General features: G+C 68.4%; 8 protein-coding genes. 3 read left to right on the top strand and 5 right to left on the bottom strand.

The annotated features are described in order from the left end of the window. The first annotated feature begins 17 nt into the window (after positions 1 to 17). Together JW876_10025 and JW876_10020 are read left to right on the top strand one after the other, a co-directional pair. Positions 18 to 584 (top strand): flavin reductase family protein, encoded by a 567-nt coding sequence (locus JW876_10025; GenBank protein ID MBN1885843.1) that lies wholly within the window; start codon positions 18 to 20, stop codon positions 582 to 584. Continuing rightward, positions 581 to 1,402 (top strand): dimethylargininase, encoded by an 822-nt coding sequence (locus tag JW876_10020; protein ID MBN1885842.1) that lies wholly within the window; start codon positions 581 to 583, stop codon positions 1,400 to 1,402. Before JW876_10025 ends, JW876_10020 begins: the two co-directional genes overlap by 4 nt. Here JW876_10020 and JW876_10015 read toward each other — a convergent pair. The 4 genes from JW876_10015 to JW876_10000 form a co-directional block, all read right to left on the bottom strand. Beyond that, positions 1,372 to 2,445, bottom strand: coding sequence for a linear amide C-N hydrolase (locus tag JW876_10015; GenBank protein MBN1885841.1), 1,074 nt, complete (start codon positions 2,443 to 2,445; stop codon positions 1,372 to 1,374). The genes JW876_10020 and JW876_10015 overlap by 31 nt on opposite strands. A 71-nt stretch (positions 2,446 to 2,516) precedes the next feature. After that, positions 2,517 to 3,869, bottom strand: a complete 1,353-nt coding sequence (locus tag JW876_10010; protein ID MBN1885840.1) for a HAMP domain-containing protein — start codon at positions 3,867 to 3,869, stop codon at positions 2,517 to 2,519. Continuing rightward, entirely contained in the window at positions 3,866 to 4,552 is a 687-nt protein-coding gene (locus JW876_10005; GenBank protein ID MBN1885839.1) for a response regulator transcription factor, read from the bottom strand. Before JW876_10005 ends, JW876_10010 begins: the two co-directional genes overlap by 4 nt. 72 nt (positions 4,553 to 4,624) lie before the next feature. After that, positions 4,625 to 6,871, bottom strand: coding sequence for a class I SAM-dependent methyltransferase (locus JW876_10000; protein ID MBN1885838.1), 2,247 nt, complete (start codon positions 6,869 to 6,871; stop codon positions 4,625 to 4,627). 247 nt (positions 6,872 to 7,118) lie between these two features. Between JW876_10000 and JW876_09995 the strand changes: the two genes are divergently transcribed. Then, positions 7,119 to 9,530, top strand: a complete 2,412-nt coding sequence (locus tag JW876_09995; protein ID MBN1885837.1) for an ABC transporter permease — start codon at positions 7,119 to 7,121, stop codon at positions 9,528 to 9,530. Between the two features lie 16 nt (positions 9,531 to 9,546). Here JW876_09995 and JW876_09990 read toward each other — a convergent pair whose 3' ends face one another. Continuing rightward, positions 9,547 to 11,439 carry a phosphoenolpyruvate carboxykinase (GTP) gene (locus JW876_09990; GenBank protein MBN1885836.1) on the bottom strand — a complete coding sequence of 631 codons (1,893 nt, stop codon included), beginning with the start codon at positions 11,437 to 11,439 and terminating at the stop codon, positions 9,547 to 9,549. Between the last annotated feature and the right edge of the window lie 538 nt (positions 11,440 to 11,977).

Genomic DNA, 11,977 nt, shown 5'->3' with positions numbered 1-11,977 from the left:
GCAAAAGGAGAGAACGGATGGGAAAGAAACGGATCGACGAGAACGCCTTCCTCTACCCGATGCCGATGACGATCGTCGGCGCCATGGTGGAAAAGCGGCCGAACTTCCTCGCCGTCGCCTGGGCGGCGCGCGTGAACCATCGTCCGCCGATGATCGGCGTGGCGCTCAGCGGGGGGAAATTCACCGCAACCGGGATCGCGGCCAACGGCGCCTTCAGCGTCAACGTGCCCGGCGCGGACCTCGTCGAGGCGACCGACTGGGTGGGGACCGTTTCGGGCAGGCAGGTGGACAAGTCGGCCGCCTTCCGGCTCTTCTACGGCGACATGCCGTCGGCGCCGATGATCGAGGGGTGCCCGCTCGCGATGGAATGCCGGCTCGTCCGGACAGTCGACCTGCCGTCGAACACCCTCTTCATCGGCGAGATCGTGGCCGCATGGTGCGACGAGGAGGCGATGACCGGCGGCGCGCCCGACGTGGCGAAGATGCGGCCCTTCACCCTGACGATGCCCGACAACGGCTACTGGAGCGTCGGCGAACGGATCGCCACGGCCTGGTCGGCGGGAAAGGATTTCGGGAAACGATGATCGCCCTCACGCGCCCGGTGAGCGATTCGATCGCGCGCTGCGAGCTCACCCATCTCGCGCGAGAGCCGATCGACCTCGGCCGCGCCCGCCGGCAGCACGCCGCCTACGAGCGTCTGCTCGAGGCGCTCGGCTGCCGTCTCGTCCGGCTGCCCGCCGAGCCGGAGATGCCCGACGCCGTCTTCGTCGAGGACGCGGCGGTCGTCGTCGACGAGGTGGCGGTGATCTCGCGTCCGGGGGCCGAAGCGAGGCGCCGGGAGACGGCGAGCGTCGCCGCGGCGCTCGGGCGGCTGCGCCACGTCGAGCGGATCGAGGCCCCCGCCACCCTCGACGGGGGGGATGTCCTTCGCGCGGGAAGACGGATCTGGGTGGGGCGTTCGGGTCGGACGAACGAGGCGGGGATCGAGCGACTGGCGGCGCTCCTCGCGCCCCACGGTTACACGGTGACCGGCGTGCCCGTCACGGGCTGTCTCCACCTCAAGTCGGCCGTCACCGCCCTCGGCGGCCGGCGGCTTCTCGTCAACCGCGCGTGGGCGCCGGCGGAGGCCTTCGACGGATTCGAGCTCGTCGACGTCGACCCGGGCGAACCCTTCGCGGCGAACGCCCTCAGCGTGGGCGGGCCCGTCGTCTATTCGTCGGCCTTTCCGAAGACGCGCCGCCGGCTCGAGCGGGCGGGGATCGACGTGCAAACAGTCGAGCTCGACGAGCTGGCGAAGGCCGAGGGGGCCGTCACCTGCTGCAGCATCCTCGTCGACACGGACGACGCCGGGCGGCCGGTTCCGCGCGGGGGTCACTCCCGGCAGACGAGCCGCTCGGGATAGACGGCGATGATCTCGAGGATGTTGAGGGGGATCGCCTCCTTCAGGAAATCCGTGTTTCCGAACGAGGACCGCACGAGCGCCCGGTTCATCTCCGTGGTGAAGGGAGCGAGAGCGCCCGCCACGTCTCCCTCGCCGGGGGCGTCGAGCTCGATCCCGGAAACCGGCGAGGCGCAGGAGAAGTCGAGCGCCGCGAGCGAAATCGACCGCTCGGCCGGGTTGACGTGCGTCCGGTAGACGATCCGCCGCGCGGCGATGTCGTAGACGATCCGCCAGTGGGTCCATGGGCCGGCGCAGACCGTGTCGAGCACGGCGAAGGCCTCCGCGAACATCTCTTCTGGCCGCTCGGCGTCGAGACGAACGGCGGCCTCGGCGGCCGTGGCGAACCGCCCGAGCGAGTTCGCCTCGTCGGCGTCGTTCATCCCCGTCGTGTCGGCCCCGGACGCGAGAAAGGCGGCGCTTTTTTCGTAGACGCTGTTCGCCATGGCGGCATACGCCAGGCTGTCGCCGGCATGGATCACGAGTTCCCCGTCGATGTACTCGATCGCCGCCGCCTCGCCTTCCGCGTCGCAGACGAGATAGTGGATCCTCGCGGGGGAGTCGGGATTGATCCTGAGCCCGGGAGCCGCGGCGAGCACCTCGGCCGTCGTCGCGCAGGAATCGAGCATGAACTGGATCCGCTGGAGGTTGTTGACGCCGGGCCGAGCGTCGGGGCCGGGGTAGATTGTCGATTCGAGCCACATGTTCTCCACGACGAGCCCCGCCTCGTTCATCCCGCCCATCGGCTGCTCGCGCCCGTAGAGGTTGAAGGTGACGCTTCCGTACCGGGCAGTCCACCGCGCCCGATTTCCCATCGTCAGGGCGACCTTCTCGAGGCCGCGCGGGTTGACGAGGAGCGTGCCCCCGCCGAACATGTAGTCGAAATTCCTGGCGAAAACGGGGCCGTTTGCGCCCCGGAAGACGAATGACGTGCAGGCTCGCGTCCTGCACGAGCCTGCGAGGAGGAGCACCGCCGCGACCGCGAAGAGGATCGTGTTCCGTTTCATGCGTTCTCCTTTCAATGGACTGATGAATGATAGCGCCGGAGAACGCGCGCCGTACAGGGAAAAGGGGGCGTTCAGCCGGCCGCGACGGGGAAGACGATCCGGCAGCGGGCGCCCCGGCCCGGGGGGGGATCGACGAAGCCGATCGAGCCGCCGGCGCGCTCGATTGCGCGGCGCGCGATGGCGAGCCCGAGGCCGGTGCCGCCCGCCGACTCCGCCCGTCCCTTGTCGATACGGTAGAAGCGATCGAAGACGCGCTCGCGCTCGGCGGGAACGATCCCCGGGCCGTCGTCGGTCACCTCGATGACGGCCGAGCCTCGCCCGGCGGCGAGTTGCACGTCGATCCGCCCGCCCGGCGGCGTGTAGCGGATCGCGTTGTGGATGACGTTCGTCGCGGCCAGCTCGGCGTCGCGTCGGTCGACCTGGACGACCACACCGGCTGCGAGGTCGAGTTCGAGGGCCTGTTCCTTTTCCTCGGCGAGCACGCGCAGCTCTTCGGCCGTCTCCAGGACGAGCGCCGAGAGATCGATCCGGCCGCCTGCCGGCGCCGGTTCCGCGTCGCCGCGCGCGAGGAGGAGCAGGTCGTCGACGAGGCGAGTCAGTTGCTCGGTCTCCTCGAGGATGGAGCCGATCACCTCGCGGTATCCTTCCGCGTCGAGCGCCCCGCCGAGGGCCACCTCGCCCGTGGAGCGGATCGAGGTGAGCGGCGTGCGCAGCTCGTGCGATGCGTCCGCCGTGAAGCGCTTGAGTCTTTCGAACGATCCCTCGAGCCGGGCGAGGGTCTCGTTGAAGACGACGGCGAGACCCCCGATCTCGTCGCCGGGATCGTGCACGGGAAGGCGCTCGCTCAGCCGGTCGGCGCTGATCGCGCGCGCCGTGCGGGTTATCGCGGCCACCGGGGCGAGGGCGCGCCCGGAAAGAAAGTATCCGGCGGCGAGGGCAAGGACGAGCGCGACGGGAAGGACGGCGAAAAGGACGAGCCGGAGCGTGCGGAGGCTTTCGGCGGCCGCCGTGGCCTCGACCGCGCAGACAAGCGAGAGATCCGGTCCCGCCTTCCCGCGGCGCAGGAGGAAGAGCCGTCCGTCGCCGGGCGCGATCTCCCCGTAATCGCCATCGAACGAGGGGAGGGGATCGAGACGGAGCCGGTTCCACGCCTCGGTGCGGTAGACGATCTCGCTGTCCTGGACGATCCGGAAGAGGACATCGTGGCCGAGGTGCGAGACGTCGCCCAGGTCGCCGCCCGAGCGCCCGATGACCGTGCGCACCGTGTTGTATCCCGCGTCGAGACGATCCCGCACGTTCGTCTCGAGCCGGTCGCCGACGAAGAGGTAGACGGCGATCGCGGCGATCGCGAGGATCACGACGAGCACGGCCGCGTTGAGCAGGGTGAGTTGCAGGCGTATGCCGGGCCGTCGCGCGATCGTCATTCCCCGTTCTCCTCGCCGAGCGTGAAGCCGACGCCGCGGATCGTGCGCAGGAGCTTGCGCTCGAAGGGCGCGTCGATCTTGCGGCGCAGCCTGGCCACGTGCACGTCGATCACGTTGTCGAGCGGCGTGGCACGCTCCTCGACCTTCCAGACGTCGTGGGCGAGCATCTCGCGCGAGACGACGTGGCCCCGGTTGCGGAGGAGGTACTCGAGCAGCTCGAACTCGCGCGCCGTCAGGGGGATGTCCACGCCCCCGCGGCTGACCTTGCGCGTGACGCGGTCGAGTACGAGGTCGGCCACCTGGTGGCGGAGCGCTCCGTCCGGACGGCCGCGCCTCGTGAGCGCGCGGATGCGCGCGAGGAGCTCGGAGAAGGCGAAGGGTTTCACGAGGTAGTCGTCGGCGCCCCCGTCGAGGCCGCGCACGCGGTCGTCGACGGCGTCTCGGGCCGTCAGGATCAAAACGGGCGTCTCGTTGCCGGTCTCGCGGAGCGCGGCGAGGATCTCGAAGCCGTTTCGGCCGGGGAGCATCAGGTCGAGCAGAACGAGATCGAAGGCGCGGGTCGTCGCGAGGAAGTACCCCTCCTCGCCGGTCGCGGCCGCCGTCACCACGTAGTGCTCCGCCTCGAGGCCCGTGCGCAGGGCCCGCGCCACCTTCGGCTCGTCCTCGATGACCAGGATGTGCATCGTCTCCTCCCCTCGGTCGGCGGCCCGGACATCCTATCACGACCGGCCGGCGCCGCCAAGCGCCCGGCCGGGTCAGCGATTTCGCCGCCGGACGCTCACCGAGATCCCCGCCGGGCTCGTCCGGTGGATGACCGTCTCGAAATCGGGGTCGTTTTTGACCGCGTCGAGAAACTCCTCCATGTCGCTTTCATGCGCGGTCACGTTGTGCGCCGCGATGGCGCCGCCGGGGCGGATTCGTTCGCGGAGCAGCCGGTAGTAGCGGATGTAGTCCGGTTTCCATGCGTCTATGAAGACGAAGTCGAACAAGCCCTCGATCCTTCCGATCTCCGCGAAGGCGTCGGCCGTGCGGGCGTCGATCGCGTCGCCGAGGCCCGCACGGTCGAAATTCTCCGCCGCCTCGGCGGCCCGCAGGGGCTCGTACTCGATCGTGATCACGCGGCCGCCCGTCTCGCGGAAGGCGAGGCCGAGCCAGAGCGTCGAGTAGCCGTTCGACGTGCCTATCTCGAGCCCGCGGCGATAACCGTTGCGGCGGACGAGATCGTAGAGGAAGCGTCCGTCCTCGGCCGGTACGTTCATCCCGCCGTGGCGGAAGGAGAGATGCCGGAGCATGGGAAGGACCGCCGGGTCGTTTATCCCCTCGAAGAGCCCTTCCGGCCCGTCTGCCCGTTCGGGGATGGCGAATTGGACGCCGCCCGTGTCCACGTTGTGCTCGATCTGGAGGAATTCGTACGCGCTGTAGCCGTTTCCCCGGTCGGACCGGATCCGGTGCGGGATCGTCACCTCGTCGACGGCCGCGTAGTCGAGGAGCAGATGCTCGTCGACGCCGGAGAGGAGACCCGTTCCGTCGTCGAACCAGAGCGTCCGGCGGCGGTCGCCGTCGCGGGACTCCACGGCGATCGCGAGCGTTGCCCCGCGGCGCTCGACGCCCGTGAAAACCATGCCGGGAAAGAACCGGTTTATGTGGAGGGGGCCCCGCGGATCGAGGACGAACGCGATGAGGCCGCGCCGCACCCGGTCGTCGTAGCGGATGTCCGTTCCCGACTGGCGCCAGCCGGTGACGCCGTCGGCGCCGAGACGCTGGATCTCGCCGTTTCCGCGGACCTCGATCATCCAGCGGTCCTGCGACACGCTCCATCCCTCGAGCGGACAGGTGTCGCGGGGGACATCCGCGTAGGGGAGGTCGTAGAGGTACCGCCCGGCGACGGCGCGCGAGTTTAGTTGCCCGATCGCCTCGCGGCCGCCCGCCGCCTCGATATAGCGGGCGAGGACGCGCTCGAGCGCCGGCGACTCCTCCCACGCGGCGATCCGTTCGCCCCCGATCTCGACCGACATCGGCGGCCACCGGTCGGCCCCGGGAGGCGTCTGTATCTCTATCCGCGCCTCGGCCCTGCCGATTTCCGCGTGGAGCACGTCCCGCGCGACGATGCGGTTGTTCATGGAGACGACCGCCTCGCGCCCCTCGGTCTCCGGGGCGCCGATCGCGACGACGACGCACCGTCCCTCGCGCACCTCCCGGAAGACGCGGCAGAGGATGGGGGGAGAGGGACGTTCGGCGAGGCGGACGGCGTGCATCTTCGACGGGTCATCGGGGGCGGCGTAGCTCGGGAACCACGCCACCCGCAGCGATCCGTCGCCGTCCTCGTCGTTGGCCACGAGCTGGAGCGCGGCGACGAGCCCCGCGCGCGGCTCGACGCCGAGGTTCTCCCAGGGCAGGAGCGCCTCGATCGTGTATCCGCCCTCGCCTACCTTTGCCTCGCACGGGGGGTCGACGAGCGGCGCACGGCCGTGGCGTGCCTCGCGATGGTCGTAGAGACGCGTCCGGACCGCCGTTCGGGCGGGATCGGCCCCGGAGGCGGCGACGAGCTGGTAGCGGTTGGCGTGTCCGACCGCCTCGGCGATGAAGATCTCGATGCAGTCCGATCGCCAGAGCCGGTCGGTGTCGGCGTTCTCGCGGGGCTCGTCGTCCGTCACCTCGGCGAGTACGAGGAGCCCCCGCTCGTTCCAGCCGACGCGGAACAGGACGTCGAAATCGGCGGGGGGCGGAATCGCGCCGTCAGGCGCGGCGAGGACGGCGACGCGGAAGCCCGCGCCGCGCCAGTCGGCCGCATCGCCGTCGATGTCGATCCCCTCGATAGGCGGGATGTCGAATGGTTCGTCGAACCCGAACTCGGCCGCCGCGCAGTCGGCAGGCGCCACGAGGCAGACGAGGGCGGTCGCCAGTCCGGCGAGGGCGGCGAGCGCGAATAGCGAGGCGATTATCGCCGCCGCCACGATCGCCGCAACGGCCGAAACCGGAATGAACGTCGTCGTGCATCTCATCGGATTCCTCCCGTGTTTCACCTTCGATGACAGTGTACGCGCCGCGCGGGCGCCGCGCCACTGAACGATTCCTGACTTTCCCGTCAGTCGCCGGCGGCATTTCCGGTGGAACACCGGCCCCGGCTCGTCGTAGTATATGGCAGGCCGCCGCCTCGCGGAGGCGATCGGGAGCTGGCGCACCCGTCACCGGGGCCGTTACGGCCCGCCCGTCCGGACAGGGGATGCCGAAGAGGCCGGGAGTCGCTGGATGTTCTCGTACACGCTCAAGCTCTTCCTCAGGAATTTCCGCCGCAACATCGTGATCAACTCGCTGAACCTGCTGGGGCTGGCCGCCGCCATGGCTGCCTGCATGATGATCATCATCTATCTCGATCACGAGAACAGCTATGACGCCTCGATGCCGAACGTCGACCGCGTCGTCCGCGTCAACACCGACCTGAAGGTGGGGGAGGGGCAGGAGATCCGCCTGGCCACGGCCTCCTGGCCGGTGGCCGCCGGACTCGCCGAGGAGATCGGCGCGGTGGAGAGCTTCGTGCGCCTGCGTCTCTCGACCGGCGAGCGGCCCGTCTTCGTCGGCGAAAAGATCTTCCTCGAGAGGGATCTCGCGTGGGCCGACTCCACCTTCTTCCGCGTCCTCGGCGCACGACTCCTCCTCGGCGACCCTGCGACGGCTCTCGCCGCGCCGATGATGGCCACGATCGCCGAATCGACCGCGCGGCGCTTCTTCGGCGACGCCGATCCGATCGGCCGCGAGATCAGGCTGTCGCGAAACCGCTCGTACACGGTCACCGGCGTCTACGCCGACATGGCAGGGCCCTCGCATCTGCCCTCCTTCTCCCTCGTCTGCTCCATCGCGTCGCTCGATATCGAGGGGGGCGAGTACTGGGTGGGCCGGTCGATGTACGCCAGCTACCTGCTCCTCCTGCCGGGCGCCGATGCGGCGGCGGTCCAGCCTCTCGCAGACGCGGTCTTCGATGCGCACGCCGCGGAGCTGATGAAGCTGCTCGACGCGGAGAGCAGCATCCACCTGCAGCCCGTCCGCGAGATACACTTCGACACGGGCTTCGATTTCGCCGGCGGCTTCACACCGCCCGTGCCGCGGCGGAAGCTCCTCGTCTTCGCTCTCCTCGCCGTCTTCATCGTCGTCGTCGCGGCGGTGAGTTTCGTCAACATGGCGACGGCGCGAAGCGGCGACCGCGCCCGGCAGGTGGGGATCTCGAAGGCGGTCGGGGCGTCGCGGCTGCAGCTGGCCGCCCAGTTCGTCGGCGAGTTCATCATCATCGCCCTCGTCGCCGCGGCCGTCGCCTTTCTCCTGGTGGAGGCGCTGCTGCCTTTCTTCGCCGATTTCACCGGGCGCGAGCTCACCGCCGACTTCGACGCCAGACCGTGGCTGCCCGCCTCGTTCGTGGGGCTCGCCCTCCTCGTCGGCGTCCTGGCGGGCCTCTACCCGGCAGCCTATCTCACGTCCTTCCTGCCGCGGCAGGTGATCCACGAGCGGCTCTTCGCCTCGACGCGGCGTTCCCGGCTCCGGCCCGCGCTCATCACCTTCCAGTTCGCCGTGACGATCGGCCTCATCCTCTGCACGCTGACCGTGGCGAACCAGGTCGAGTACATGAACGGCCGCGATCCGGGATTCGACCGCGAGCAGCTGATCGCCCTGTCCGTCGGGCCGGAGATGACACGGGACGACTGCGAGACCTTCCGGCGGGAGGCCATCCGGCATCCCGGCATCGTCGCCGGCACCTGCTCGTCGCACCTGCCGACGACCGGGCACATGGAGTTCACCTACGAGGTGCCCGAGCCGGAGGCGGCCGACATGCTGATGACGCGGATGTTCGCCGTCGACGGCCGGTTCATCGAGACGATGGGGATGGAACTCGTCGCCGGGCGCAACTTCGACGAGAACGACCGGGGGAGATACCTGGGGCCGGTCATCCTCAACGAGACGGCAGTGCGCGAGCTGGGCTACGAGGATCCGGTCGGCAGGCGACTCGACGCCGATCCCTCGCACGGGGATGAAAACAGCCATCCGGTGACGATCGTCGGGGTCGTCAGGGACATCAACTTCGAGTCACTGCACCACGGGATCGAGCCGATGGCGCTCGTCCCGGACGAGGGGCGCCCCGCGCAGATCGCCTTCCGGCTGCACCCCGAGCGGGTGGAGGACGCGATCGCCCATCTGCGCGAAACGTGGCGGGAGCGGTTCCCCCGCGCGCCCTTCCGCTACATCTTCCTCGACGACAACTTCGCGCGCATGTACGACGCGGAGATCCGGCTCGGCGGGATGTTCACCTTCTTCACGGGGCTCGCCCTCGTCATCTCCGTTCTCGGGCTCGTCGCCCTCGTCGCCTACTCGGCGGAGCGCCGCATGCGCGAGATCAGCATCCGGAAGGTGATGGGGGCCTCGATGCGCGACCTCTTCTCGCTCCTCTCGGGCGAGTACGTGCGGCTCGTGCTCGTTGCCAACGTGGTCGCATGGCCGGTCGCGTGGTGGGGGATGCGGCGATGGGCCGAGTCCTTCGCCTACCGGGCGCCCTTCCCCTGGTGGCTCTACCCCGGCGCGGCTGCCGGCGCCCTCCTCGTCGCCCTCGCGACAGCGGGGATCTACACGCTGCGGGCCGTCCACGCCTCGCCGGCCGACACGCTCCGGACTGAATAGGGAGACCCGCCGCGCCTTATCCGGTGTACGTTCCGGGGGGAATGACGCCGCCGCATCTGACCCTGGCGGCCTCGATCAGCCGCCGGGCGTCGGCCCAGCGATCGAAGACGGACCGGGGAAGTTTCGGCGCGCGTTTGCGGAAGAAGGCCTCGGCGCGCTCGATCTTGGCCAGCCAGGCGTCGCAGCGGAACGAGAACTGGTACTCGTAATCTTCCTGCCCGTAGGGCTTCCCGAGGAGCTCGTCGAAGAGGACGCGCAGGTCCTCGTAGACGGGGATGAATCCCGTCGGCGTCCGCAGCGCGTCGTACTCGCCGTGCACGCGCCCTTCCGCCCAGTGCAGCCAGACCCGTTTGGCGAGCTTACACGAGCAGAAGGCCCCGTCGGCGCCGCGCAGGAAGTAGTTCATCGCGAAGATCCGCGGCGGATCGGCGATTTCCTGTCCGAACGCGATGTTGTTCCTGACGTAGTCGCCGATCGGATAGGAGATGAAGTCGAGGTTGGCCATCGGCTGCGGCTTCCGCACGCCCTCGGCGCCCAGGGTGGCCGCCGTCGTCTCCGACTCGAGGGTGCAGGCCTTGATGACGATCCCGTCCTCCCAGTCGGGGGATTCCTCGACGGGGACGCTCGTGTCGCCGTCGCGCCCGCCGTAGATGATCCCGCCCACGCGTACGCCCTCGCGGTCGTTCCACGACGGATCGAGGTTCTCGAGGTACTGCATGCGGATCGTGTAGCGGCTGTTCGAGTGCGCGATGGGGATCTCGGCGCCGTTCGCGTCCTTCTTTCCCGGATGCCAACCGGGGCCCGAGTGGTTCTCGCCCGTGTCGGGGGTCTCGACGCCCATCCCGAGCCAGTAGGGGTTGCCGTCGGGGCCGACGAGGACGTTCGAGAAGATCATCTCCCGCTCGGACTGCAGCGTGCGGAAGATCACCGGGTCGTCCTCGGGATTGACGTCGCGTATGATCCCGAAGATCCCCCGCTCGACGTTCACCGCGCGGAACTCGCCGTCGATGTTGCGGAAGTAGGCGATGTCGTCGCCGACGATCGTCTCGCCGGGGAGCATCGCCGTCGACGTCTTGCCGCACGCCGAGGGATAGGCCCCGCAGAAATGGGTGATCCGGCCGGTCCGGTGGTTGCGGCAGCCCATGACGAACATGTGTTCGCAGAGCCAGCCCTCCTGCCCGGATTTCTTGATGGCGAGTCGCATCGCGTGCTTCTTGAGCCCGATCGAGTTGCCGGCGTACTGGTCGTTCATCGAGTAGACCGTCATCGTCACCAGGTCCTGGTAGATGCGGCGCTTCCCGAGGTCGACCGAGCAGCCGCGCTCGTCGAGGCGGCCGGCGCTGTGGAGAAAGCGGAAGAAATCGTTTTTGTCCGCCATCCGCCGGAAATGCTCGAACCCGCGGCGGTAGAGGATGTCCTCCGAATGGCTGACGTAGAAGGAATCGGTGATCTGCGCGCACGCGACGGCGAAGGCGCTCATCGGCGGACCCTCGCAGAAGAGCTTGACGATCGCCTGCTTGCCTCGCATGATCCCGCGCGCGATGCCGCGGATCTCCGCGAGACCCTCGTCGTGCTCGATGCAGTTCAGTCCGGTCATCTCCTCCATCATCCCGCGGGAGACCATGTACCGCGTATTCTCCTTGTCGCGGGCCTGGTCGCCGTAACCGTCGTAGTGGATCGTCTGGCCGTTCCTGGCGAGCGGGCGTTCCTCGCCCATCTCGACTGCCGTGCGGCGGACGTATTCGGCATCCTCGTCGCTGTCGTCGCACAGGTAGACGCTGTCGGGCTCGCAGAGGGCGACGCTCTCGCCCACGAAGTCGTAGAGCTTCGCGTTGCCGAGGGCGACGAGTTTCTCGTAGCCGTCGCCGACCATCTTCCGCTGCAGGAGCTCGCGGTACGTGTCGTTCATCCAGCTCTCCCTGTTCGGGCGTCCGGTGCGGCGGGGCGCGTTCCCCGCGTTCGCCGCCGGCCGTCTCGATCGCGATCGTCGGTCCGGTCCGTTGCCCGCCGCCTTCCCGCAGGGGAGGGATCGGCCGCGGATCGTCAAAACACCGTATGATGCAACGACAGCCGGAGAGAGTCAACATGCGCTGGCGCTCCTCGCGGAAAAATATTCCGATTCATGTATATGAAAGATGTACATACAAGATTTACGAGTGCGTTTTCTCTGTAAATCAGAGATGAAGGATTCTTCTTTCAGCCCTGGTTGCTTGCAATTCGACTTTATCTGTTTTCGCCGGCGCACCTCGCCGGCGCGCGATCGCTCCCGCGCAATATCCGCCGTTGCCCGATCCGCCGGCGATCGTGTCAACGCGCGGCGACGCGGGAGTCGGCGCAACACACAAAACAAGCATTATTATATCAATAAAAATTGACAGTAAACGATGAGATACACCGTAAATAGACGGTTACATAATGTTGTAATTAAATGTGATTGCATTGATTCT

It is taken from the genome of Candidatus Krumholzibacteriota bacterium (assembly GCA_016931295.1).
Taxonomy (GTDB): Bacteria; Krumholzibacteriota; Krumholzibacteriia; order Krumholzibacteriales; family Krumholzibacteriaceae; genus JAFGEZ01.
This window is presented reverse-complemented; position numbering and strand designations above follow the sequence as displayed.

Excerpts from the sequence above, each read along its gene's own strand:
- JW876_10025 (MBN1885843.1), top strand. The coding sequence starts at position 18 with ATGGGAAAGAAACGGATCGACGAGAACGCCTTCCTCTACCCGATGCCG.
- JW876_10020 (MBN1885842.1), top strand. The coding sequence starts at position 581 with ATGATCGCCCTCACGCGCCCGGTGAGCGATTCGATCGCGCGCTGCGAG.
- JW876_10015 (MBN1885841.1), bottom strand. The coding sequence starts at position 2,445 with ATGAAACGGAACACGATCCTCTTCGCGGTCGCGGCGGTGCTCCTCCTC.
- JW876_10010 (MBN1885840.1), bottom strand. The coding sequence starts at position 3,869 with ATGACGATCGCGCGACGGCCCGGCATACGCCTGCAACTCACCCTGCTC.
- JW876_10005 (MBN1885839.1), bottom strand. The coding sequence starts at position 4,552 with ATGCACATCCTGGTCATCGAGGACGAGCCGAAGGTGGCGCGGGCCCTG.
- JW876_10000 (MBN1885838.1), bottom strand. The coding sequence starts at position 6,871 with ATGAGATGCACGACGACGTTCATTCCGGTTTCGGCCGTTGCGGCGATC.
- JW876_09995 (MBN1885837.1), top strand. The coding sequence starts at position 7,119 with ATGTTCTCGTACACGCTCAAGCTCTTCCTCAGGAATTTCCGCCGCAAC.
- JW876_09990 (MBN1885836.1), bottom strand. The coding sequence starts at position 11,439 with ATGAACGACACGTACCGCGAGCTCCTGCAGCGGAAGATGGTCGGCGAC.